Raw genomic sequence first — 23,386 nt, forward strand, 5'->3', positions numbered from 1 at the left:
GATGAACGTCCACGCGCTCTGATTTGCGCCTCCCGCGCGCTGAGAGTGTGTCGAGCGATGCCCGTCTTTGACACACACACACAAATGGTGTGACCTACTATAGACAAGCTCCGGTTGATTGCGTGGCGTCATGGATGTCCTGCGGGATCAGGATGCGGCGTCGCGCCGCGCGACCCTCTCTCGTATCCTGAAGACCTTTCGACGCCGCGCCGGCTTGCGCTCGGTCGAAGTCGCTCGAGCCATGGGAAAGGGTCTGCGGACTTATCAGCGTTGGGAGTCCGGCTACTACGGAGTGCAGCTGGACGAGATCCACCGCTTCGCTGATATCGTGCACGCCGATCCGTGGGGTATCGTCTTGGCTGTCGAGTTTGGCTCCGTGGACTTCGCGATGTCCACCGCCGAGAACCATGCGGCCTCGTTGATGCTTGTCGCCCTGCGACGTTTCCATCGCGGAAGGCCGCAGGCGATACGCGTGCTCGATCCCAGGTCCTTGTTGCTGACCTTCACGCGCGGCTTCGAACTCCTCGGCAAACGCGCCGAGGAGTATGAAGCCGATCTCGAGCAGTGGATGTTCGACGAAGGCTTGGGGGGCCTCGGACTCGGATGACCTAGGGCGCTAATCCAACTTCTGCCCCGGCTCCTGCGACGCGTCATCGAGGACGCCGAGACTTCGCGCGCGGATAACCGCCTGTAACCGAGTTCTCACACCGAGCTTCTTGCAGGCGCGGAAAACGTGCCGCTCGACGATGCGGTGCGAGACGCCGAGTATCGTGCCGATATCGCGCGAGCTTTTTCCCTCCTGAACCCAATAAAGGCACTCAATTTGCCGCGGCGACAGGTCGATGTTGCTCGCTTGGACAGCGTTTATTTTAGCTTGGGGTTGATCGCCAGATGACGTTTCCATCGCAGACTCCTCAGCATCTTGCGGGTACCCGCATCAATTGTCTGACCCTGCGAATGAAACAGAGGGTGCCGCGTTCCTGGCTTGCCCCTACAACTCAAATAAAGTCATCGTGCCCGCCTCGACATGCGTGCGGCGCGCCATGAAATGGCGCGCAGCCTCAAGCGGGAGGAGGTTACACCCTCGCCGTCAAGGGGCGACGGGGCCAGGCTAGGGTTCGAAAGGACCCGACCATGCTGTCACCGGAAGCCGTCATCGCGCTCGCCCTGCAATGCGCTCCGAGCGTAGAAGCCTCGACACTTGTCGCGGTGGCTAGGGCAGAGAGTGGGCTGAACCCCTACGCCATCGGCGTGAATGGCCCGGAGCGCGGCGCGCGCCGTTCCGCCCGGAGTCTCGAGGAAGCGGTCGCGACTGCGAGCGCCCTGATCGCCGCTGGCCGCAATGTCGACCTAGGTCTCGGACAGATAAACGTGCGCAATCTGGCGCGCCTTGGGTTGAGCGTCAGGGCGGCTTTCGATCCCTGCCGAAACCTGGCGGCGGCCGCACAAGTGCTCGCGGAAGGATACGCCCGCGGCGTAACCCGCTATGGGAATGGCCAAGCCGCACTGCAGGTCGCGCTAAGCTATTACAACACCGGCGACGCCAGCCAGGGGCTGGCCAACGGCTACGTGGCCCGCGTGTTGGCGGCAGCGGGTGCGACCGCTTCGCCAAGCCGTCCCGCAGTGGCTGCGCTCGTACCTCCGTCGGATGGCGGGGACGTATTTGCGCGAGCCCGCGGCCGCACCGCCTTCGTTGTCTCGCCCGAACGGAGCCTGCCGTGAAACTGCCGCACTGCATCGTCCGGCGGAGCCTGCTCGCGCTGGCCATCAGCCTCCCCCGCCGCCTCACCTGCCTTGGCCCAGACCGCTGGCGGCGAGTTGGGCGCCTTCATCGAGAACATCATCGAGATGCTCAATAGCGGGGTGGTGCGCGGACTAGCCGTGCTTGCCGTAATCATCACCGGCATTGTTTGGATGTTCGGCCACATTGACCTCCGCCGCGCGGGAACCGTGGTCATCGGCATCATCGTCATCTTCGGCGCCTCCACCATCGTCGACATGATCACGGGCGGAGCCGGCTAATGCCCCCTGTGGAACGCCTCCAGGACGAGATCCTGTTTCTGGCCTGCACGCGGCCGGCGCTGATCCTCGGCGTCCCCCTGGAGGCCATGGGCGTGAACCTCATCGTCTCCTGTGTGGCTTTCCTCGGCGGCGGCTCGCTGCTCTACCTCCTGGTCGCCCCGGTACTGCACCTGGTCTTTCAGGCGATCTGCCGCGCCGACCCCAACGCCTTCCGTGTCCTCTACCTGTTCGCCGAAACGAAGGGGCGCGCCCGCAACGGCAGCCTGTGGGGCGGCAGCTCGCCCTCCCCGCTGCCGCTACGTCGCCAAACGGCCCCTCGGAGCGCGGGCCATGTCTGACGCCGCTCTCCAGCCGGCGCCTCGGCAGGCGATCGGCCGCGAACTCGATCCCGCGCGGGTGCTGCCCTACGCCCGGCATGTGAACGCGCGGGTGATCGCGCTCGACACCGGCGCCCTAATGACCTGCTTCCGGCTGGACGGCGCCAGCTTCCAGACCGCGGACGTCCGCGATCTCAACGATTGGCACGCCAAGCTCAACGGCGCGTGGCGCAACCTGGCGTCAGACCGCCTGGCGATCTGGCACCATCTGGTCCGACGGGTGGCCGAACCGCCGCCGGAACGCGCCTTCCGATCTGACTTCGCCCGAGACCTCGATGGGGCCTACCGCGGGAGTCTGAACAGGCAACGCCTGTTTTTGAACGAACTTTACGTGAGCCTTGTCCTGCATCCCAGGCGCGACGCGGCCGATCGGACACAGGCCTGGGTCGGCCGCCTGCTCCGCGCCGGCCATGTCAACCTCGAAACGGACGACGAGGTGCGGCGATTGGAGGACGCCGGCGCAGACCTCGTGCAGCACCTCGCCCGCTACGGCGCCGAGCCGCTCGGCCTGTATGAGCGCGAGGGCCTGGCGTTTTCCGAGCCTCTGGAGATGCTTCGCCTGGTCCTCACCGGGCAGCCCGGCCGCGCACCCCTAGTCTGCGGTCATCTGGGGGCTTCTATCTATACCACTCGCATCATCTTCGGACGCGAGGCGCTGGAGATCCGGGAGCCGGCCTCGGCCCGGTTCGGGGCGCTGTTCGGGGTTAAGGAGTACCCTGCCGCCACCCGGCCGGGGATGTGGAACGGACTCCTTTCCGCCCCCTTCCCGCTCGTGGCCAGCCAGTCCTTCAGCTTCCTGTCGAAGACCTCGGCGGTCGCAGTTCTCTCGCGCAAGCAGAACCAGATGCTCTCGGCTCGCGACCGGGCCGCCTCACAGATCGCGGGCCTCGACGAGGCGCTCGACGACCTAATGTCCAACCGGTTCGTCATGGGTGAGCACCAGGCCTCGGTTCTGGTCTACGGCGACAGTCCCCGCGAACTCGCCGAGCACATGGCCCAGACCCGGGCGCTGCTCGCCGACAGCGGCCTTGTGGCGGCGCGGGAAGACCTCGGTCTCGAGGCCGCCTTCTGGGCTCAGTTCCCCGGCAATTTCCGGTTTCGGCTGCGGCCGGCCGCGATCACCAGCCTCAACTTCGCAAGCCTCGCCCCCTTCCACACCTTCCCCGCCGGCCGCGCCGCCGGGAACCACTGGGGCCCAGCACTGACGACGTTGAAGACCGTGGCCGGCTCGCCGTTCGCCTTCAGTTTCCACGTCGGCGACCTCGGCCACACCTTCATCTGCGGGCCCTCCGGCTCGGGCAAGACCGTCGTCCAAAACTTCATGCTGGCCCAGCTTGAGGCGTTCGGCGCTCAGCAGGTCTTCCTGGACAAGGATCGAGGCGCCGAGATCTTCGTCCGCGCCTGCGGCGGGACCTACCTCCAGCTGCGTCCGGGCGAGCCGACCGGCTTCGCCCCGCTGAAAGCGGCCTTCGACACCCCCGCCGATCGCGCTTTCCTGGGCGAACTGATCCGGCAGATCGTGCGCCCGGCCGACCGGCCGCTGTCGCCGGCCGAGGAAGCGGCCATCGATGCGGCGATCGCCGCCCTCCTGCCGTTGCCGGTCGAACGCCGCTCGTTCGGCGCGCTCCGCAGCCTGCTCGGCCAACGTGACGTCGGCGGCATCGGCGCCCGGCTCGAGCGCTGGCGGCGAGGCCAGGCGCTGGGCTGGGCGCTGGATGGCGATGCCGACGAGTTGTCGCTGGCGCCACGCTTCTTGGGCGTCGACATGACCCACGTGCTGGATGCGCCGGAGGTGCGCACCCCGCTGACCCTTTACCTCTTCCACCGGCTGCAGCGGCTGGTGGACGGCCGTCGGTTGGTGATCGACGTGGACGAATTCTGGAAGGCGCTGGGCGACGAGGCCTTCCGCAGCCTGGCGCAGGACGGCCTCAAGACCTTCCGCAAGCAGAACGCGCTGCTGGTGCTGGGGACCCAGTCCCCGGCCGACGTCCTGCGCTCGCCGATCGCACACACGATCCTCGAGCAGTGCGCGACCAAGATCTTCCTGCCGAACCCGCATGCGCAGGCCCGGGACTACGTCGAGGGCTTCGGCCTCTCGCAGCGGGAGTTCGAGCTGGTGCGACAGGAGCTGGACGCCAGCCAGCACCGCTTCCTCGTCAAGCAGGGCCTGAACTCGGTCGTCGCCGAACTCGACCTCAGCGACCTCGACGATGCGCTGGCGGTCCTCTCCGGCCGCGCCGAGACCGTGGAGCTGCTCGACAGGCTCCGGGCCGAGCATGGCGACCGCCTCGAAGCCTGGATGCCGCCCTTCCAGCTCGCCCGGAGAAACCTATGAGACACCTCCTTGCCCTGAGCCTGGCTGCGAGCCTCGCCGTCGCCCCGCCGGCGTCCGCCCAGCTGCTGGTCCACGACCCGACCAGCTACGCCAGCCTGCTTCGCCAGGCGAGCACGGCGCTGGACCAGCTGCAGGAGCTCAAGGCCCAGCTCGCCGAGGCGCGGCGCCTTTATGACGGCTTCAACAGCGCCTCCGGCGCCGGTCAGTTGGCGGGCCTGCTCGACGCCCCGGAGCTGCGCGCCTTCGTGCCCGACGTCGACAAGTACGCCGCCGCCGCACGCGGCGACTTCGGCGCGCTGGGCGACCTCGGCCGGTCCGCCGACGCGATCCGACGCCAGTCCCGCGTCTACACGCCCGTCCCGGGCGACGCGCTCGGCGAAGCCCTGTCGCACGAAGGCGACCGGGCGGCCCGCGACCTCGCGCTCGGCCGCGCCGCGGCGGAAGCCGGCGGCCACCGGCTCACCGGCCTGCAGCACCTGGCCGGCCAACTCGACAGCGCCGCGAACGTGCGCGCCGTCCTCGACCTGCAGGCGCGGATCGCGGCCGAGCAGGCGATGAGCGTCAACGATCAGATGCGCCTCCAGGGCCTCGCCATGGCCCAAGAAGCGGAGGCGCGTCTCGAGGGCCAGCACGAGCGTGAACGGGCCAAGGCCGCGCGCCAGGCGCGCCTGCAGCGGTACCGGGCGGCGTTCCAATGAGGTCCGCCGTACTCGCCCTCCTCGCCTTCGCCGGCATCGCCGGATACGGTGAAGCCGCACCGCGCGACGCCAGCTTCTTCGAGGCCAACCCGGAGGCCGCCCAAGCGGTCCTTGAGGACTGCGCCCGCGGCGTCCGCTCCCCCGGAGTCCGCCGCCGCGCGGCAGGGTCAGTCGCGCTTACGCGCGAAGGCCCAGCGCGAGCGCTACCGGGAAGGCTCCCGCTGATGGAAGGCGGGTTCCGCATCTTCGGCCCGGCCTACACCTACATCGACGGCCGGCTCGACGGATTCCTGGGGTTCGGCGTGGGCAACGTCATCGCCGAGGTGGCGGCCCCGCTGCGCGCCGCCCTTGTGCTTTATGTGCTGCTCTATGGCTTCGCCATCCTGCGCGGCGCGATCGCCGAGCCCGTCACGGATTTCGCCGTCCGCTCCCTGAAGCTCGGCCTGATCTACATGCTGGCGACCACCGCCGCCTATGGCCAGTGGGTTACCGAACCCCTGTTCCACACCCTTCCCGACACCCTGGCGCGGGCGGTCGGCGGCGCAGCCGTCGGCGACGCAGGCCAGGCCTGCGACCGGTTTTTCAGCCGGGCCGCCTACCTCGGGGAGAAGATCGCGGATCAGGCCACGCTCACCGACTGGCTTCCGCTCCTGGTGAGCGGCGCCGTCTGGGTGTGCGGGGCGCTGGCCGCGGCCCTCGGCTTCGGCATCGTCACGCTCGCGAAGGTCGCTCTGGCCTTCCTCGTGGCGCTTGGCCCCATCTTCATCGCCTGCTCGCTCTTCGAGGCGACCCGCCGCTACTTCTTCGGCTGGCTGAGCCAGGCGGTGAACTACCTCGTCCTCTTCGCCCTGATCCTGCTGCTCCTGGAGATGGTGCTGGCCTTCGTCGCCGACCAATGGGGCGCGATCGACGGCGACGACCCAATGACCGGCGGATTGCTGTTCATCGCGCTGAGCCTGCTGGGCGCGATCTTCTTCCTGCAGACGCCCGCCATCGCCGCCGGGATCGCCGGCGGCGCCAGCGCGGGTCTCGCCGACTTCGGCAACGCGGCCAGCACGGGCCTCAGCGGACAGGCGCCGTTCCGCGCCGCCCGCGGCTCAGGCGGCCGTCCGCAGGTCCGTCGGGAAGGGGGCATCGTCCGTCCCGTCGGAGCCCGCGCATGAGATCCGTCCTGCTGCCCCTCGCCGCCGCCTGCCTCCTGTGCGGGTGCGCGGCATTTCGCGAGGCCGAGGCGCCCGGCTGCTCGGGCCCGCGCCGGCCGGCCAATCCGCACGGCTCCGTTCTGTCGGCGGGGCCGGAGGCGCCCTCGCCCGCCGCACGGACCGGGGGCCAATGCTCCGGAGACCGGTCATGAGCGGCGTCCCGTCCGACGACCTGCGCACCTACTTCGCCGAGGCCCGCAGCTGGGATCAGGACCGGCTGCGGCAGGCCCGCGGCTCGGCCCGGCTGGCGTGGACGATCGCAGCCGCCGCGGCGCTGCTCGCCGGGACCGGCGCTGTCGCGGTCAGCGTGCTGACGCCCCTGAAGACTGTCGAGCCCTACGTCGTCCGGGTCGACCGAACGACAGGCGCCGTCGACGTGCTGCGCGGCCTCTCCTCGGCGGGGGACGTCACCTATGAGGAGGCAGTGACGAAGTCCTTCCTGGCCACCTATGTGCGGGCCCGGGAGGGCTGGCTGCCGGCCGCCGCCGAAGCGAACTTCCGTCAGGTGTCGATCATGTCGACCCCGGAGGAACAGCAGCGCTGGGCCGCGGCCTTCCGCGCCAGCAGCCCGAGCAGCCCGCAGACGCTGTACGGTCCGGCCGTCGATGCGCAGGTCGGGATCCGCGCCATCTCCTTCGTGGCGCCCGGCGTGGCTAACGTCCGCTTCCATCGCGCCGTCCGCCGCGGGCCGGCTCTTGAAGAGAGCGACTGGATCGCCACCGTCGCCTTCGCCTACACCAAGGCGCCGATGGCCGAGGGGGACCGGCTGCGCAACCCGCTCGGCTTCCAGGTGTCGAGCTACCGCGCCGACCCGGAGGTGGTCCGATGATCGGACGCTGGACAACGGCGCTCGCCGCCGCCTGCACTCTGCTGCTTTCCGCGGCCCACGCCGGCGCCACGGAAACCCTGCGGCCGACGTCCGGCGACCCGCGCATCAGGACGGTCGACTACGACCCGCAGCAGGTGGTGAGGATCGTGGGCGTCCTGCGCACGGCCACCCAGATCCGCTTCGCCGCCGACGAAACCGTCCAGCACGTCGCCCTGGGCGACAGCGCCGCCTGGGAGGTGGCGCCCGAGGGCAATGTGGTGTTCCTCAAGCCGAGCGTCGCCCGTGCGCCGACCAACCTCATCGTCACGACGCGGACGCCGGCCGGCGACCTGCGCCACTACGCCTTCGACCTGACCACCCGCGGCGGCGACGCCTCGCGCGGCGCTTCGGGCGCCGCCTTTGTCGTCCAGTTCCGCTATCCCCGCGACGAGCGCCGCAGGCTGGAGGCAGCGCTCGACGCGGAGGCCCAGGCGCTCGAGGCGCGCATCCTCCAGCTGAAGCTCGAGCGGGGCGTCCTCCAGGGGCCCCGAAACCTCGCCTACGCGCTGCAGGGGTCGGCCGACATCTCCCCGTCCGAAGTGACCGACAACGGCCGCTTCACCGTCCTGCGGTTTCCGGGCGCCCAGGCCATTCCCGCCATCTATTCGGTGGCCGAGGACGGCTCGGAGGCGCTGGTGCCCTTCGACGTGCGTGGTGAATTCCTGGTGGTCCACCAGACGGCAAGGCAGCTGCGCCTGCGGCGAGGCCGCGCGGTGGTCTGCATCTTCAACCTGGCGTTCGACCGGTACGGCAAGGGCGCGCCGAGCGCGACCGCCACACAGGACGTCGAGCGCACCCTCCGCCCCGAGGTGAAGCCATGACCCAGCCCGACGCCCCGTCCCACGACGCGATGCGAAGCGATCCGCCCCTCGACCGCGGCATCTCGCCGGTGGCTGGCCGCCTGATGGGCGGGCACGGCAAGGCGGTGGGGCTCGCCGGCCTGCTCATCGGCTGCGGCGCGGTGGCGCTCGCCACTTGGAGCGCCGAGCGGCCGAAGCGGGCCCTTGAACCGAACCGTCCGGCCCGGCAGGTGGTCGCCTTCGAGCCCGCGCGCAGCGGGCCGCCCACCCTGGCCGATCCAGGCGCGCACGCGCCGGAGCTTGCGCCAGGGACGGCGACGCTCGTGCCGGCAATCGATCCGCAGGCCTCGTCCGCATCGGCCCAGCCGCCATCACGACCTGCAAGCGGCAGCGCCGCCCGCGCTCCGCTCCTCGCGTACTCGCGTACGAGCGCGTCCTCGGCCGACCCGGTCCCGGGGATGCCGGACATCGCGCCGGCGCCCTCGCCCGACAGCGAATTGGACGGCCTTCGCCACGCCTCGCGCATCGGCCGGGCGCAGGCCCACCGCATCGGCGACCGCAACTTCCTGATCCTCGCGGGCGGCACGATCCCCTGCACCCTGCAGACGGCGCTCGACACCACCGCCCCGGGCTATGTCACCTGCTTGATCGGTCGAGACGTCTATTCCGACAACGGGGCCGTCGTGCTGCTCGAGAAGGGCGCGCGGGTGCTGGGCGAATACCGCACCGGCATGGGCCAGGGACAGGCGCGGATCTTCGTCCTCTGGACCCGGGCCGTCACACCGAACGGCATCGCCATCGCACTGGCCTCCCCGGCTAGCGACGCGCTTGGGCGGGCGGGCTTTGGCGGGGTGGTGGACACCCACTTCTGGGACCGCTTCGGGGCTGCCGTGCTTCTGTCGGTCGTCGACGCCGGCTCCGCCGCTCTCCTGGACGACAGCGACGCGGCCCCTGGCGGCGTGCGCCTGCCGTCGGACGCGCCGGCGCTCGCCATCCAGCAGTCGGGGACCATCCGACCCACCCTGCGCAAGCCGCAGGGCGGCGAGGTCGCGATCCAGGTGGCCCAGGACCTCGACTTCTCTTCCGTCTACGCGCTCAGGCCGCGGCCATGACGCACGACAATGCGATCCTGACCCACTACCTCGCCCCGCTTCGGGCGCAGCTCGATGCGCCGGGCGTCATCGAGCTGGTGATCAACCGGCCGCGGGAGTTCGCGGTGGAGACCGCCCACGGCTGGCAGTGGTTCGACGCGCCCGACCTTACCGAGGAGGCCATATGGCGGATCGCCGTGGCCGCCTGCGCCGCCACGAGGCAGGACGTGGGGGCCGACCGCCCGGTCTGCTCCACCGCGCTGCCCACCGGCGAGCGCTGCCAGGTGGTGCTGCCGCCGGCGGCCGAACAGGTCTCGATCACCCTGCGCAAGCCGGCCCCCACCACCTTCACCCTGGCTGACCTCAGCGGCCACGGCTTCTTCGAGGACGCCGATCCCGCTGCCGACACACCGCGGCCCGGCGACGACGTCCTGGTCGCGGCCCGCGCGCAGCGCGACTGGCTGGCGTTCTTCACCGAGGCCGTCGCGCGCCGGCGCAATATCCTGATCTCGGGGCCCACGGGCTCAGGCAAGACGACCTTCGCCAAGTCGCTGATCCTGCTGATCCCAGAGGCGGAGCGGCTGATCACGATCGAGGACGCGCGCGAGCTCATCGTCCCGCACCGCAACGCGGTCCATCTGCTCTACGCCAAGGACGGCCAGGGCCTGGCGCAAGTGGGGCCCAAGCAGCTGCTCGAGAGCGCGCTCAGGATGCGGCCGGACCGCATCCTCCTGCAGGAGCTGCGGGACGCCTCGGCCTTCTTCTACCTGCGCAACGTGAACACCGGGCACCCCGGCTCGATCACGACCATCCACGCCAACTCCGCCACCCTGGCCTTCGAGCAGCTCACCCTGCTGGTGAAGGGAGAGCGACGCTGGCCGCGAACTCTCCCGCGCCGACATCGGCGCCCCTGCTGCGGATGCTGGTCGACATTGTCGTTCAGGTGAAGCGCGAAGGCGGCCGCTTCCGTATCGTCGAGGTCTGGCATGAACCGCATCGCACGGGCTGCCTGGCCGCTTAGGCTCGCCCTGTTCGTCGCGCTTGCAGCGGCCCTTGCGGCGATCCTCCTCGTCCTGACCCTGGGCATCGCGCTGGCGGGCCTTGGCCGCCTGTCGAGCCACGTGGATCCCGCCGCCGCCCCCGCCTGGTTCTGGTACTACCGCCACGATCCCGAGGTGCGACGTTGGGTGAAGATCGGGGCCCTGACGTCGAGCGGCGGGCTCCTGGTCGCGGTCATCGGCATCGCCAGCCAGATCCGCCGGCCGCTGCACGGCGCGGCACGCTGGGCCAGCGAGGCCGAGATCTCGCGGACCGGTCTGCGCGCGCAGACAGGCATCGTGCTCGGGCGCAAGGCCGGTCGCCTGCTCGTCTTCGGCGGCCAGGAGCACGTGATGCTCTACGCCCCGACCCGAAGCGGCAAGGGCGTCGGCGTGGTGATCCCCAACCTGCTCGCCTGGTCGGGCTCGGTGGTGGTCCTTGACGTCAAGCGCGAGAATTGGGAGGCCTCGGCCGGCTTCCGGCAGGCCCACGGCCAGGCGACCTTCCTGTTCGATCCGCTCGCCGCCGATGGGCGCACCTCGCGGTACAACCCGCTCGGCCACATCGACCGGACGGATCCGATCGCAGCCGTCGACGAGCTGCAGCGGATCGCCGCCATGCTGTTCCCGCGCCCGCACAACGCCGACCCCTTCTGGATGGAGAGCGCGCGGACCGGCTTCGTCGGCGTTGCGGCGTACCTGGCCGAGACGCCTGAACGACCCCCTCACCTTCGGCGCGCTCTACGCCGAACTTGCCGCCGGCGATCCGCGCCTTCGCTTTCCGGCCCTGATCGCCCGGCGGGCCGACGAGGGACGTCCGTTGTCGGTGGCGTGCACGCGGGCGCTGACCGACTTCTGCGCCGCCTCCGAGAACACCTTCGCCTCCGTGCGGCAGACCCTCACGTCGCGGCTGAACCTCTGGCTCAACCCCAAGGTCTGCGCCGCAACCGACGCCAGCGACTTCGACCTACGCGATCTGCGCAGCCGGCCGATGTCCATCTATCTGGCCGCCTCGCCGGACAATCTGACACGCGTCGCGCCACTTTATTCCTTGCTTTTCCAGCAGCTTATCGACGTTTCCTGCCGCGAGCGCCCAGACCCGGGCCGACATCCACACCAGGTGCTCGTCCTGCTGGACGAGTTCGCGCGGCTCGGCCACGCCGAGGTCCTCGCCAAGGCCTTCGCCTATGTGGCCGGCTACGGGCTGCGGCTGCTCCCGGTCCTCCAGAGCCCCGCCCAGCTTCGCGCCGAATACGGCGCCGACGCCGCCGAGGAGATCTTCGCGAACTGCGCCGTCGAGGTCGCCTTCGCCACCAAGGAGCTTCGGCTGGCCAACGATCTCTCCGAACGGCTCGGCTACACCACCGTCCGCAGCCCGTCCCGCAGCCGACCCACCGGCCTCTCGCGCGGCCACCGCAGCGTCAGCGAGTCGGAACAGCGCCGCGCCCTGCTCCTGCCGCAGGAGGTGGCCCAGCTCGGCGAGGACGAGATGATCGCGCTGAAGTCTGGCCTGCCGCCGATCCGCGGCCGCAAGATCCGTCACTATCGGGAAGCCGTGTTCCAGGCGCGGGTCCGGGCGCCGCCTGAGCCGCCGTCCTGCCCCCCGAGCACCGTCGCGATGCAAGCCGAGGACCTGCCGCTCCCCACCCTGGCGGCGGTCGAAGAGGCCCTAGCCGGTGCGGGCCTCGAGCCGCTGCCGCCCCCCGGATCGACCGCCGAAGACGTTGAGGCCTGGGTGGACCGTTTCCTCGAGGCCTCGGCGACCACGTCACTGGAGCTCACCGACCATGGCCGATAGCCCGCTGAACAGGATCGACGCGGCGGCCGGAGCGCCCGGAACCGCCGGTGACGTGCCCGAGCGCGTCCGCCGTCGCTACCTCGTCGAGCGCGACGGCCGCGACCGCGTCGCCTTCTTTGCCGACGCCACGATCCGGACGCCGGCGTTTCGGGACGAAGGCCGCCGCCTATTGGCCCACCGCAACGATCCACGTCTTGTCCGGGACCTGGTGGCGATCGCCAAGCACCGGAATTGGCGACAGATTGAGGTCCGGGGCGAGACGGCGTTCCGGCGGCAGGTCTGGCTCACCGCCCGTCAAACCGGACTGGAGGTGAGAGGCTATCGCCCCACCAAACGGGACGAGCAGGATCTCCAACGCCGCCGCCAACCCAAGACAACTCCGGAGCTGACGGCGCCCCCGGAACGATCCCAGGCCGTTGGAGATTCCGAGGCCAGGATGCGGATCGTGAGAGCTGTCGTGCAGGCCTTCGTGCGGCCGCCGGAGCGCCAAGCCGCCATCCTGGCGACGGCGGAGCGCCGGTTGCGCCCCGCCGCCGAGCGCACGCCATCGCCGTCCATCGTCGAGCCGGTTCGCCACCGGGCCAGATAGACCGGCGTCGCCGGACGACAGGCCGACCGCGACGACGAAACCCACAGCGCCGGCGCGAGATCGACTAACGCCGCTCGGGCGCGGAGGAGGGGCCTCGGCCAGGCACTCGAGGCCCGCGACGATATCCCCGGAGATCTCCTTCGGATCCCGACCGGACGCCAAGCCTAGCCAAGTGAGCCCCTCCGCCAGGGCGACGACGAAGTCGCCGGGCTCATCCTAAGCTTGATCTCGCCAGCCTGTTCCATGGCCGCCAGCCGCTCCGCGAGAAGCGAATGCGTCTGCTCCATCTGCGGCGCCAACAGGTCGCGGAGCGGCCCCGGCTTCAGGGAACTGGCGAGCAACTGGAGGCTGGTTCTGGCCACCGTGGTCACATCGAAGCCGCGCTCCTCCCCGATTGCCGCCATGTCGCCCCGAGCCTCGGCCATTCCTGCTGCACCTCGGACTGGTCCATCGCGGCGAACTGCAACGCGGCCGCGACGATCTCGACGCCGACGTCAACCGCTACCTAGACTTCACGATATCGCCCCCCGGCCCGCGCCCGGTGACGATGAGGGACCTGATGGCCCACCGGGGTGGGTTCGAGGAGGGTCTGAAGGACGTACTCGCCACCGATCCGAAGCAGCTGAAGACCACCGAGCGCTACCTGAAAGAGAACAGTCGGCCCTTCATGTTCGCGCCGGGCGTGGCGCCGGCCTACTCCACTACGGTACCGCGCTGGCGGGCTACATCGTCGAGCGTGTCTCGACAGAGCCCTACGAGAACTACGTCGAACGGCACATCGTCGCGCCGCTGCAGATGCGCCACACGACGCTGCCGCAGCCGCTTCCGCCCGAGTTCCGCGCGACGGCCGCAAAGGGGTACCGCGCGAGCGAAACGCCTTCGAGCCCGTTCGAGCTCGTCGGCACGGGGCCGGCCGGTCAGCTTTCCGCGACCGTCGCGGACATGGCGAACTTCATGCTCGCCCATCTGCAGGACGGGCGTTTCGGAGACGCCCGCATCCTGCAGCCCGAGACCGCGCGCCGGATGCACGCGCCCTCCCTGGCGGCGCCGAGCGGCTTCGACACCCTTAGCCCACGGCTTCTTCTACGGTCGCCGCAACGGACGCATCGTGCTGTCGCACGGCGGCGACACGGTGGTCTTCCACAGCGACCTGTGCCTGCTTCCCGAGGAAGGCGTGGGCGTCTTCGTCAGCTTCAACAGCCGGGGCGCGAACGACGCTGTCTATGCCGCACGCGAGCAGCTGTTCGAGCTCTTCATGGACCGCTACGTCCCGGCGCCCGCGCCCGATACGCCGCCGGCTATCGCCACGGCGGCGCAGGACGCGCAGGCCATCGCCGGAAATTACGAGATTTCGCGCCGCGTCGAGAACGGCTTCATCGGCCTGTTCTACCTGCTGCAGCAGGATCGCGTGATCGCGAACGTGGACGGGACGATCACCCTGTCCTCGCTCGGACCCAAGCGCTTCCGGAAGATCTCCCGCGGCCTCTGGCAAGAGGCGGCGGAACGCGGCAGGTGCTCGTCACCGAAGCCGGAGGGCGCCGCGCCATTTTCGACGGCCGCAATCCCATCGCCATTCTCCAGGCCGCGCCACTGCACCGGAACGCGACCCTCTTCCAGCTTGTCGCCGGCCTCTCCGTCCTGGTGCTGCTGTGCACGGCGGTCGCCTGGCCCATCGCCGCATCGGCGCGCCCGGCGCGCAACCTGCCTCCGGGGAGGCGAGCCGGCCGCGCCTCGTACGCCGCGCCACGCGGATCGCCGTCGTGGCGGACCTGGTCTATCTGGCCGGCTGGTCTGCGATGGTCGCGCCATTCTGCAGGTCAACGTCGGCTTCTACAATGATCGCCTGGACGGGTACCTCCGCGTCCAGCAGATCGCCGCGCTCGTGCCGCTGCTGGGCGCCGTGCTGGGTATCTGCAATGCCTGGTCGGCGTTCCGTTCACCGCAAGGCTGGGCTGCGCGGGTCCGCAGCCTGATCGTCGCGTTCGGACTGATCTGCTTCCTCTGGGCCGCCTGGATGGCCGGGTTCATGGACCGGGGCCTCAACTACTAGATCCGCCCTGGCGAGCATCGGTGCCGGGAGCTTGGCGCCAGCGACTGGCGCGGCCCCGCGAACGGGCGGACGTCCCGGCTGAGGCGGACAGGCCGGTTCGGGTTCTGACGGGTAGAGCACCCCCGGATGTCGATCAGGGAGGGCCTGGAGCTACCCCGTGGGCTTGGCGGGCCTGCAGGGTCTCGTGGCCCGGGGGGCGACCGAACTGGCGACGATACTCCCGCGTGAACTGCGGCACGCTTTCGTACCCGACCTTGTAGGCTGCGACGCTCGGCTTCAGGCCCTTGGCCAGCATCAGGCGACGCGCCTCGATGAGCCGCAGCTGCTTCTGGAACTGCAGCGGCGACAGTGAGGTTACGGTCCGAAAATGCTTGTGGAAGGTCGACGGGCTCATGCGGGCCGCTGCCGCCAATTGCACCACCGCGATCGGCGCGGTGAAGCCCTTGCGGAGGATCTCCACCGCCCGCGCGATCCGCCCCGCCTGGCTCTCGGGAGAGCCCAGCTGGCGAATGGAGAGGCCGTGGCACCCTGCGAGGAGCCAGTAGTGCATCTCGCGCACCAACTGAGCCTGAAGCACGGGAATGGAAGCCGGCCGTTCCAGAAGGGTGACCAGGCGCAGGGCGGCGTCGGCCACCTCGGCGTCCGTGGGCTGGAAGCGGAGCGCCGGTCCGACATGGACGGCGGCGGCCTGCATCTCGGCGCAGAGGGCGGCGATCACCGCCGCGTCCAGGTCGAGCGCCAATGCAAGATAAGGCGCGCCGCCGCTTGCCCGGGTGATTTCGCTGACGGTGGGCGCGTCCGCGGTGAGCAGCATCGAGTCCCCCGCCCTGAAAGTCAGGGTCTGGCTCCCCATCGTGACCTGCTTGGCGCCTTGCGCCACGAGACAGATCAGCGGCCGCTCGATCGCGTGCCGCAGCTCTCCCGTCGAGGTCGTGCGCACGAGATACAGACCCTTGACGGGCGTTCGGGCGACGCCCGACGCGTCCGCATGCCGCTCGGTGTAGCGGCGAATGGCCTCGCGCAAGGCGTGGGTCATGCAACCATCCTTACCGGCTGTTCGCGACGGTAGGGCCAGGTCGGAGTTTTAGGCAAGGTTCTCGACGGATCTGGCAACCCGTCATTGCCCGAAAAGAGGATACGTCGCCGGAACGATTGCCGCGCAGAGGGATCGCCCATGGCCACGCACACAACACCACAGCACCGCGGCGTGGTCATGACTGGCGAGGACGGGGCGAGGGTCGGAAGGCCTTTTACATCCTGATCGAGGCGCGACCGGGGCGCGAAGACGAGGTTCTGCAGATGCTGCGGGATATTCGAGCCTGCGTCGAGCACGAGCCCGCCACCGGGCCGTGGAATGCGGTGCGCCATTCACCCACGACCTTCGCCATTTTCGAGACGTTCCCCGACATCGCCGGGCGCGATGCACATGTGGCTGGCGGAGGTGGCGACATCTTCCGCGACGTCGCGCGAATGAACCATCTGCTCATCCGCCCAGCGCATGTGCAGAAGGTGGATGTCCTTCTTTCGAAGCAGGTGTTCACCTAGGCCACACGGCGTCTCCCATGCGCCAGCAGCCGTCATTGCTCAGCGCGGCTCGCGATCCTTTTCCCGTGCTTCGCCAACCTCCCTAGGATGTCGCCGCACGCCCGTAGCGAGTTCCCGGAGCCGCATCGCCCGCAGGCTCTCTGCCGAGGGCATTCGGTCCAACCAGCGGATTAGCCTGCTCCCGAGCTCACGGTCTGCGGGTTCTAGAGCGGTGAACATCAGCTTGGCCTGTGCAGCATAGAGCGCTGCTGTGCGTAGCCTGCGCGCCAGCATGCTAGCGTCCCAGGGCTCCGCGGATCTCGCGCCCGTCCCACTCCGCACGGCGTCGACTAGTCCCGCTCGGTGAATTCGGCCGTACGGGCCACGGCCAGCTTCCGCTCGCTCTCGTAGCTTCCGAAGCGAAGTTCGTTCCGCCTTTCGGGTGACGCCGCGGGCCCGACGGGGTGTCGCCTCCGCCTCGATGCCACGGGCTCGGAGCTCACGCGCGAACAACTGCCGCCATGCCTCAAGGTCTGCCTTCTTCGGGTTCAGTCTGGCGCCCTCCTCGCCCGCGGCGCAGACAGACACATGCACATGCGGATGAGGCGTGTCGGTGTGCAACGCGAACATATAGTCGAACCGTCCGCCGAAGGTCTGATCGGCGAACGCCCGCGCGGCGTCTTGCAGTTTGAACGGCTCGGTGCCCGACGGCATGGAGAGGATGAGTGACACGCTGAACGGGGAATTTGCGCGACGGCGATTGTCCGCCACGTTCCGGAATTCCCAGTCCCGGGCGAGGTCGAGAACGGCCTTGCGGTCGCCAACCTCGACGCCGCCCGGCCCTTCTGCCGGCAACTCGCCGTTGCGGGTGATGTAGGTCAGGTGCGCAGCGAGGTGTGCGGGGTCGCGGGTACGGCCGGTGACCTTCACCATCACCTCGGGCGCCTTACGGACGATGCGCGCGAGGCGGGCCCGGAGGTCCTTCGGCGGCCGGAATCGGGTCTCGGGCCACGTCTTGGATGGGCCGTTCGGCGGCCGCCAGACGTCCTCGAACCCGCGGACCATCCTGAACTCCGTCACCACCCTGCCTCCCAGTAGACGAGGTTGCCGTGGAACGCCTCACGCAGGCCCTCCATGTGCGCGCGCAGTTCCACACGCAGGGCCTCGATCGAACTGAGCTCGGCGGCTAGCACCCGCCCCTCGATCACGGCGGTGTTCAGGGCCCGGGCGATCTGGTTGATGTTGACGCCGATCCGCCGGATCTCGCCCTGTGTCGCGACGATCGAAAGCTCGGCCGGCCGCGAGAAGTGGAGACCCCGTCCGGCGTGACGGCCAACCAGGCCGGCGACCCAGGTCGCGGGCGGGATGCCCATCGCCTGCGACTCGCTGCGCACGTGGGACGCCTCCGGCGCGGCCAGGCGGACCATCATCCGCAGGCTATCGCGAAGCTTCGACGGCGGCGGCGGCCCGCCTGCACCCTCGGGCGCGGCGGCCGACCTGACGAGCTGGTGGAGAAGGGCGGAGCGTCCGCCCGCGCCAGCCGCGGCGGCGTCAAACCTGGCCGCGAGTTCGTCAGCCACTCTCACACTGAGCACCGTCACCGACAGGCCTCCTGTCTACAATGCTGCCGCCAAGGCTATCCTGCCCTAGACCGCGGCACAGCAGATTGGCCCCTCCCCTCGGCGGTCACGAGGGCGCAACTTGCACCCCCGCGACGCCCCCCGCCGCGCCGGGCGGCGCGCCCCAGCCGGGCCATCGGGTGACGATGGGAGCGTGGGCTGTGACCTAGCTCGTCAGCTTGGCTCCGAACCGCCGAACGGCGGCGTCTCGGTCGGAGCGTCCACGAAACCGGACATCGACAAATCTCAGCGACGAGCGGCTCGCCCCAGTCCCCGCGGCAGTTCACAGAGAGCCATTTCGGTGACGAAGGTGTTCGTGGTACAGCCGGGCGGAGCTACGGCTGGCCGCAGCAGTCGAGCTCCGAAAGCCCCGATTCCAAGCCCAGTCCAGCGTACCCGCACTTGGCGCGCGCCGAGTCGTGTGGCCGGAGTTAGCGTGTCGGCGGCGTTCGGATCGCCTTGTTCGGTTCGCCAGTGTCAGCGCCTTGGAACAAGTTGGGCGGCAGCGAGCACGTCGGCGCGCCGAGCTCGCCTGAAAGCCTCGCCAGGCCTGACTTAGCATCGCCGACCAGCCGCTGCGCGCGACCACAAATCGGCCGCGTACGGCGCCCCACCGGCTTACAGTCCAAGCTCGATCAGCAGAAGGTTCGGCGACGAGCCCCGCGAACGCCTCCTCAGAAGATGTGCGGCGGCCTCGAAGGAGGCCGCCGCCGTCCGTTTCAGTTGGCCATCCGGCTGCGGGACCAGACCAGGGCGTAGCCGTCGTCAGCGTCCACCAGGTTGGCGTAGATGGGGGCCGGGAAGCTGGGGTCGTCGAGCTTGACGGAGAGGTAGTCCCGGTTGGTGTCGCGGGCGGTCTTCTTCCACGCCGCGCCGAACTCGGTGCCGTTGGCTAAGATCCGGAAGTCCGGGGCGTTGTCGCTCTCCTTCTCGATCGGCCGCAGCTGGGCCTGCTTGACGTTCAGGCTGAGGGTCTTGATCGAACCGGCGTAAGAGCCGTCGCTGCTCTTGGTGAACGTGCCGATGGTCGCCATGGTCGTCTCCTGTCTGCTTCGGGCCGCGCCTGCCGCGGCCTCGATGGCGATCCGGAGTCGAGGTCCTCCAGGGCTCGGTGCAGCCGTCAGGCCCGCAGCGTAGCGGAGGACGGCGAGCAGGCCGGGCTTTCTTGACTCGCGAGGAATGAGCGCCAGCTCAGGGAAGAAAGCCCGGGTCGCCGTTGCGGCGGGGACCGACCTCGTCCCAATGCGCCACAAGAGGCCGCGACAGACGCGCGGCGGACGCAGGAGACCCGTGGCGTGGCCGGCTTGACTCTGAGCCCCGCGGTAGGCCCAAGGCGGCAGGGGCTCGGCGGAATGGGCAGGCAGGGCCGAAGGTGTGCGGACGAACCCGAAATGACCCGAGGTGAGGAGATCCTGGTGGCAGTCGACGCAGCCGTCGGCGGACTCGATGCGCTGCGGCTCGTGCACTACAGCGAGGCCGGCGTTCGAGATGTCTTCGTCCGATCGGCTCCATGCTGGAGCGGTACCTCAAATCGGCTGCCTGGCCCGGGACGGTGTGAGCCGTCATGTCGACAGCCTAATCTACCGCCTCAAGCAGGACGGCGTAGCTAAGGCGGATCGCGACCGCCTGCATCGCCTGCGGGAGCTTTACAACACCGCCAACTCGATGTGTCGGCGCCGCTGAAGCTGAAGGATGCTGCGGATGCCCTCGGCGACGCCTGCGAGGTCATGACAAGACTGGACCAACGCGGCCTAGGAGCCACCAATGCCGAGGTGAGCGCCACCCTGGGCCGCCTGCTGTGGGTCCTTGTTTGGGACAGCTACACCCGGGGGGCCAACCAAAGTCATGTCAGCCTTCTACTGCCTGAGGAGGTCTTCGCCACTCAGCTCGATCCGATCTGGATGGTGATTATAACTTTGCAAACCCTGACGCCTGGCGGCGCAGGGAGCGCTGCTGACCAGGCCCGCCGGGCGTGGCCGCGGTTGACGAGAACATGGCAGAGCTCGTGCGCGATAGAGAAGCGACGCCCCTCTTCGTATGTGTTGTCCGGGCTCGTCAGGTCGACGATGATTGTGGGCGTCATCTGCTCGCCGGCCAGAGCGACGCCGCGGATCGGGTCGGTCTCGAGCATTGTTTCGGTCACCGCAACCCCAAGCTGCTCGCTCAGCGCTCGAACGTCGATCCAGCCCTTGCCCGGATCCCAGCCAGGTCGTCGAGCAGTTCCAAGGCCACCTGCTGGGCCTCCAGGCGCACGAGCCTTGGGAAAGCCCGCGTCGGCGACAAGCGCCGCGAGCTTCTTGGTCTCCTGGCCGCCGTAGGCCTTCGCAAGAAAGCCTGAGAGCTTGGCCACATTGCCTTCGGCCAGTTCAGGGCTGACGCCGCCGAACATGGCCACAGCCGGCGAGAAATGGCCAGCGCCGGCGCGAACGCCGCGCGCTCGTCGCGGAGCGCGGCCTGCGCCTTGGTTTGCTGGAGCATGGCGCGCGCGAGGCTGAAGACATTTCTCGGCCATAGGCCGCGGCAAGATCCTCGTCGGAGACGTGGGCGAGACGGTCGATCTTGGCCTTATGGCCGGCCACGCCAATTTTGTCCTCCTCCAGGCTTACGGCAGCCGTTGCGCATGCCCAGTCCAACAGCGCCCGAAGCGGCTCTGCGACAGCGCTCATCGGCAGAGAGGCCGCGCCGGGCTCGGCGACAAAGGTGAGGTTTCGCCCGCGCAGGGAGGCGAGAAGCTGGTCCAAGAGGCTTCGCTGGTGTCCAGCTACCGGCGCAGGTAGAGGTCCGGCAACAGGCCGCCTTCCGCCGCGGCCCGCAGGCCGTGGCGGAGGTGCCAGGCGCGGGCATTGCGACAGAACGCGCGACCTCCAGGGTCTTCCGCGTCGATCCATCGGTCAAGAGCGCTGGGACAGGCGACGGCCGCGGGCGATGAAGCCGTGTTCGGCCAGGCGGAGTCTTCCTCGTGAGCAGCTCATCCCAAGTCCCCGCGATCCAGTCGAGGAAAGGGAACGATATCAGCTGACATAGGCCTGCTTCGCAGCGCCACGCTGATGACTGGTGAGCTGCCGCCTGGCGATCGTCACCTCAGATCGCCAATCGACCAGCCGTAGTCCCTCGGACGCCGGCTGCGGGGCTCGGAGTCGCCGCGCCTGCACCGCGACCTCGAAGAGATCCGGCGCGCCAAAGGCGGTCCACTCAGTCGTCGTCGCTGCCCAGCGGCCACCTGTGATCATTCTTCGCCTTGAAGAGATAGCGTTTTAGGTCTCTCCGCGGGACCCGGCCTGCATCTCTCCACTTGTCCTTCAGATCGTCAGGCACCTTTTCCCATGGCACGGGGAATCCATGCCAAGTGCGTCGTTGCTGGTCTTCGCTTCAAAGGCCATGCCATGCGCTGTTGCGAACCTGCGGCCGGGCCCCTTTCGGACTCCTCTGTCGCCTTGAACAGCTTGTGAGCCATTGTTGCGGCCCGGTTGTGACCGAACATGTCGCGGCCAAGCCCCACCTTGCCAGCGGTGTGGGTCCACTTTCGGCACCGCTCCTGGAGCACCTCGACCCGCTCGGTGAGCCAGGCGAGTTCTTCGGCGCTGATCTTGTGGTGCGGGAAGTAGCCGCTGGCGGCATCGCGATCCATTTTCCCGTGGCGTGGCTGCCGAACAGGACCACCTTCAGGATACGTCCGGCCTTGCGATGCGGTGCGGTGCGTTCCGGCCGGCGAGCGCGTCCTCGAATTCAGCGAAGAGGATCTCCACCGCGCGTTCGAGCTCGCGGCGTTTGCTCTCTGGCAGATGGTCGAGGCTTGTCTTCACATCTTTCCCGTTCCGCGACCCGGAGCTGCTGGCAAGCTGCGTCCGGACTTGCCGGCGGCAGTGCGCCGCCGCCGCCGCTGGGAGTCTCGATGAGTCGCTGCGCTACGTCTTCTTTCACCTGATCCGCGTCTGTCGCGGCCTCTTGTGGCGCATTGGGACGAGGTCGGTCCCCGCCGCAACGGCGACCCGGGCTTTCTTCCCCTGAGCTGGCGCTCATTCCTCGCGAGTCAAGAAAGCCCGGCCTGCTCGCCGTCCTCCGCTACGCTGCGGGCCTGACGGCTGCACCGAGCCCTGGAGGACCTCGACTCCGGATCGCCATCGAGGCCGCGGCAGGCGCGGCCCGAAGCAGACAGGAGACGACCATGGCGACCATCGGCACGTTCACCAAGAGCAGCGACGGCTCTTACGCCGGTTCGATCAAGACCCTCAGCCTGAACGTCAAGCAGGCCCAGCTGCGGCCGATCGAGAAGGAGAGCGACAACGCCCCGGACTTCCGGATCTTAGCCAACGGCACCGAGTTCGGCGCGGCGTGGAAGAAGACCGCCCGCGACACCAACCGGGACTACCTCTCCGTCAAGCTCGACGACCCCAGCTTCCCGGCCCCCATCTACGCCAACCTGGTGGACGCTGACGACGGCTACGCCCTGGTCTGGTCCCGCGGTCGCGCGCCAACCTGAGGGATGAGCGCGGCGGGCGGCCGGTGTCGCCCGCCGACCTCCTGACCCCCACCGACAGCGACGGCCGGGCGCAGGATGCCCTGCAGCTCAGGGCATTGGATTTCGCTCGGCGGCCCGGGTAAGCTACCCCGTCGGGCGCCGGGACATAGGCGCCGATCTGGAGCCGGGGGATGTGAGCAAGCGGCCACATCGGCGGCGATCGCACCGCCAAACACCGGGCCTGCAAACACAGGTTCCAACGCCCGACCCCTCCCTGCTGATCGCCTTGTCACAGAATCGCAAAGGCGCCACGCTTGCCGGGCTGGCGCTCCATGCGCCGGTGGGGCGTGGAAACCCCTGTCGTTCAATCGCTATGAGCCGGGTGCCGTGAAATAGGCGGCGGCCGCACCGTCACGCCTGACAGCAGGCGGAGCGCGCGGTGCGTCGCTAACTAGCGGGCTCCCTGAACGTCGGAGTTTTCTCCACCCGGCTCACCAGCCGGTACGCCTCGACTTCCATCGAGGGCGGCCGTGACACGACCCGAACCGAAATCCCGCGACAGCACTGAGGCCTGGTCGGTCGAGGTGGCGGCGCTCTACCGCACCTACGGCTCGTGGGTCACCGCGTTCCTAGCCCGACGCTTCGGAAGAGAAGCGGCGGAGGACCTGGCGCAGGAGACCTTCCTCCGCCTGGCGCGGCGCCAGACCGACTGGCGGCGCCCGAAGTCTCTCCTCGCGCGCATCGCGCTCAATGTGGCGCAGGATTACCTCCGGCGCGAGAACGCGCAGCGCCGGCCGCGGCTGGTGACGGGCCGCGAGAATGTGGAGGCCTGGAGCCCGCCGGACCAGGATGAAGCGCTCTTCCACCGCGAAGTGGTGGCGCTGCTCCCCGCAACCTGCGCGACGTATATGTCTTGA

The 23,386-nt window shown here is 69.2% G+C and carries 25 protein-coding genes and 3 pseudogenes; 19 read left to right on the forward strand and 9 right to left on the reverse strand.

Annotated features, from left to right (window positions below; genetic code table 11):
• Window positions 1-130: 130 nt before the first annotated feature.
• Window positions 131-607 carry an XRE family transcriptional regulator gene (locus LRS10_RS22505; protein ID WP_257839397.1) on the forward strand — a complete coding sequence of 159 codons (477 nt, stop codon included), beginning with the start codon at window positions 131-133 and terminating at the stop codon, window positions 605-607.
• 9 nt (window positions 608-616) lie between these two features.
• Here the strand turns inward: LRS10_RS22505 and LRS10_RS22510 are convergent, their stop codons facing one another.
• Window positions 617-904, reverse strand: a complete 288-nt coding sequence (locus tag LRS10_RS22510; RefSeq protein ID WP_257839398.1) for a helix-turn-helix transcriptional regulator — start codon at window positions 902-904, stop codon at window positions 617-619.
• A gap of 230 nt (window positions 905-1,134) precedes the next feature.
• Here LRS10_RS22510 and LRS10_RS22515 point away from each other — a divergent pair, with 230 nt between their 5' ends.
• From LRS10_RS22515 to LRS10_RS22570, 13 genes and pseudogenes are all read left to right on the forward strand, one after another.
• Complete coding sequence (locus tag LRS10_RS22515) at window positions 1,135-1,722, forward strand: lytic transglycosylase domain-containing protein (protein WP_257839399.1); 588 nt, start codon at window positions 1,135-1,137, stop codon at window positions 1,720-1,722.
• 69 nt (window positions 1,723-1,791) lie between these two features.
• Window positions 1,792-2,022 (forward strand): annotated as a pseudogene (locus LRS10_RS22520) (TrbC/VirB2 family protein); the annotation flags it as partial.
• Window positions 2,022-2,360, forward strand: a complete 339-nt coding sequence (locus LRS10_RS22525) for a type IV secretion system protein VirB3 (protein ID WP_257839401.1) — start codon at window positions 2,022-2,024, stop codon at window positions 2,358-2,360. The pseudogene LRS10_RS22520 and the gene LRS10_RS22525, both read left to right, overlap by 1 nt.
• Window positions 2,353-4,734 carry a VirB4 family type IV secretion/conjugal transfer ATPase gene (locus LRS10_RS22530; RefSeq protein WP_257839402.1) on the forward strand — a complete coding sequence of 794 codons (2,382 nt, stop codon included), beginning with the start codon at window positions 2,353-2,355 and terminating at the stop codon, window positions 4,732-4,734. The genes LRS10_RS22525 and LRS10_RS22530 overlap by 8 nt, the downstream gene beginning before the upstream one ends.
• Complete coding sequence (locus LRS10_RS22535) at window positions 4,731-5,432, forward strand: type IV secretion system protein (RefSeq protein ID WP_257839403.1); 702 nt, start codon at window positions 4,731-4,733, stop codon at window positions 5,430-5,432. The genes LRS10_RS22530 and LRS10_RS22535 overlap by 4 nt, the downstream gene beginning before the upstream one ends.
• Window positions 5,433-5,656: 224 nt before the next feature.
• Window positions 5,657-6,595 (forward strand): type IV secretion system protein, encoded by a 939-nt coding sequence (locus LRS10_RS22540; RefSeq protein WP_257839404.1) that lies wholly within the window; start codon window positions 5,657-5,659, stop codon window positions 6,593-6,595.
• 187 nt (window positions 6,596-6,782) lie between these two features.
• A complete protein-coding gene (locus LRS10_RS22545) occupies window positions 6,783-7,463 on the forward strand; it encodes a virB8 family protein (RefSeq protein ID WP_257839405.1) in 681 nt (226 codons plus the stop codon).
• The gene (virB9, locus tag LRS10_RS22550; protein ID WP_257839406.1) at window positions 7,460-8,323 is read left to right on the forward strand and encodes a P-type conjugative transfer protein VirB9; all 864 of its coding nucleotides are present in this window, start codon (window positions 7,460-7,462) and stop codon (window positions 8,321-8,323) included. The genes LRS10_RS22545 and virB9 overlap by 4 nt, the downstream gene beginning before the upstream one ends.
• Window positions 8,320-9,414, forward strand: coding sequence for a TrbI/VirB10 family protein (locus LRS10_RS22555; protein WP_257839407.1), 1,095 nt, complete (start codon window positions 8,320-8,322; stop codon window positions 9,412-9,414). The genes virB9 and LRS10_RS22555 overlap by 4 nt, the downstream gene beginning before the upstream one ends.
• Window positions 9,411-10,340, forward strand: a complete 930-nt coding sequence (gene virB11, locus LRS10_RS22560; protein ID WP_257839408.1) for a P-type DNA transfer ATPase VirB11 — start codon at window positions 9,411-9,413, stop codon at window positions 10,338-10,340. The genes LRS10_RS22555 and virB11 overlap by 4 nt, the downstream gene beginning before the upstream one ends.
• Before the next feature lie 39 nt (window positions 10,341-10,379).
• Window positions 10,380-11,087, forward strand: a pseudogene (locus LRS10_RS25470) (type IV secretory system conjugative DNA transfer family protein); the annotation flags it as partial.
• A gap of 31 nt (window positions 11,088-11,118) precedes the next feature.
• A complete protein-coding gene (locus LRS10_RS22565; protein ID WP_257839409.1) occupies window positions 11,119-12,228 on the forward strand; it encodes a type IV secretory system conjugative DNA transfer family protein in 1,110 nt (369 codons plus the stop codon).
• Entirely contained in the window at window positions 12,218-12,817 is a 600-nt protein-coding gene (locus LRS10_RS22570) for an LPD7 domain-containing protein (protein WP_257839410.1), read from the forward strand. Before LRS10_RS22565 ends, LRS10_RS22570 begins: the two co-directional genes overlap by 11 nt.
• A gap of 164 nt (window positions 12,818-12,981) precedes the next feature.
• On the opposite strand, the gene LRS10_RS22575 is transcribed toward LRS10_RS22570, so the two are convergent.
• Window positions 12,982-13,242, reverse strand: coding sequence for a hypothetical protein (locus LRS10_RS22575; RefSeq protein WP_257839411.1), 261 nt, complete (start codon window positions 13,240-13,242; stop codon window positions 12,982-12,984).
• On the opposite strand from LRS10_RS22575, the pseudogene LRS10_RS25475 reads away from it, so the two are divergent.
• A pseudogene (locus LRS10_RS25475) lies at window positions 13,212-13,843 on the forward strand (serine hydrolase domain-containing protein); the annotation flags it as partial. The gene LRS10_RS22575 and the pseudogene LRS10_RS25475 overlap by 31 nt on opposite strands.
• Before the next feature lie 82 nt (window positions 13,844-13,925).
• Window positions 13,926-14,867, forward strand: a complete 942-nt coding sequence (locus LRS10_RS22580) for a hypothetical protein (protein ID WP_257839412.1) — start codon at window positions 13,926-13,928, stop codon at window positions 14,865-14,867.
• Between the two features lie 133 nt (window positions 14,868-15,000).
• Here the strand turns inward: LRS10_RS22580 and LRS10_RS22585 are convergent, their stop codons facing one another.
• Entirely contained in the window at window positions 15,001-15,903 is a 903-nt protein-coding gene (locus LRS10_RS22585; RefSeq protein ID WP_257839413.1) for an AraC family transcriptional regulator, read from the reverse strand.
• Between the two features lie 263 nt (window positions 15,904-16,166).
• Between LRS10_RS22585 and LRS10_RS22590 the strand changes: the two genes are divergently transcribed.
• On the forward strand, window positions 16,167-16,412 hold the full coding sequence (locus tag LRS10_RS22590; protein WP_257839414.1) for a hypothetical protein: 246 nt from the start codon (window positions 16,167-16,169) through the stop codon (window positions 16,410-16,412).
• Window positions 16,413-16,451: 39 nt separating this feature from the next.
• On the opposite strand, the gene LRS10_RS22595 is transcribed toward LRS10_RS22590, so the two are convergent.
• The 6 genes from LRS10_RS22595 to LRS10_RS22620 all read right to left on the reverse strand — a co-directional run bounded on the left by LRS10_RS22595 (window position 16,452) and on the right by LRS10_RS22620 (window position 21,813).
• Window positions 16,452-17,474, reverse strand: coding sequence for a relaxase/mobilization nuclease domain-containing protein (locus LRS10_RS22595; RefSeq protein ID WP_257839415.1), 1,023 nt, complete (start codon window positions 17,472-17,474; stop codon window positions 16,452-16,454).
• Window positions 17,468-17,992, reverse strand: a complete 525-nt coding sequence (locus tag LRS10_RS22600) for a MobC family plasmid mobilization relaxosome protein (protein ID WP_257839416.1) — start codon at window positions 17,990-17,992, stop codon at window positions 17,468-17,470. Before LRS10_RS22600 ends, LRS10_RS22595 begins: the two co-directional genes overlap by 7 nt.
• A 737-nt stretch (window positions 17,993-18,729) precedes the next feature.
• The gene (locus LRS10_RS22605; RefSeq protein ID WP_257839417.1) at window positions 18,730-19,044 is read right to left on the reverse strand and encodes a DUF736 domain-containing protein; all 315 of its coding nucleotides are present in this window, start codon (window positions 19,042-19,044) and stop codon (window positions 18,730-18,732) included.
• A gap of 848 nt (window positions 19,045-19,892) precedes the next feature.
• Window positions 19,893-20,399, reverse strand: a complete 507-nt coding sequence (locus LRS10_RS22610) for an ImmA/IrrE family metallo-endopeptidase (RefSeq protein WP_257839418.1) — start codon at window positions 20,397-20,399, stop codon at window positions 19,893-19,895.
• A gap of 918 nt (window positions 20,400-21,317) precedes the next feature.
• Complete coding sequence (locus LRS10_RS22615) at window positions 21,318-21,638, reverse strand: hypothetical protein (protein WP_257839419.1); 321 nt, start codon at window positions 21,636-21,638, stop codon at window positions 21,318-21,320.
• A gap of 34 nt (window positions 21,639-21,672) precedes the next feature.
• Window positions 21,673-21,813 (reverse strand): hypothetical protein, encoded by a 141-nt coding sequence (locus tag LRS10_RS22620; protein ID WP_257839420.1) that lies wholly within the window; start codon window positions 21,811-21,813, stop codon window positions 21,673-21,675.
• 362 nt (window positions 21,814-22,175) lie between these two features.
• Here LRS10_RS22620 and LRS10_RS22625 point away from each other — a divergent pair, with 362 nt between their 5' ends.
• Window positions 22,176-22,490 (forward strand): DUF736 domain-containing protein, encoded by a 315-nt coding sequence (locus LRS10_RS22625; protein ID WP_257839421.1) that lies wholly within the window; start codon window positions 22,176-22,178, stop codon window positions 22,488-22,490.
• Window positions 22,491-22,999: 509 nt separating this feature from the next.
• Entirely contained in the window at window positions 23,000-23,386 is a 387-nt protein-coding gene (locus LRS10_RS22630) for an RNA polymerase sigma factor (protein WP_257839422.1), read from the forward strand.

The organism is Phenylobacterium sp. J426, from assembly GCF_024699945.1.
Classification (GTDB): Bacteria; Pseudomonadota; Alphaproteobacteria; order Caulobacterales; family Caulobacteraceae; genus Phenylobacterium.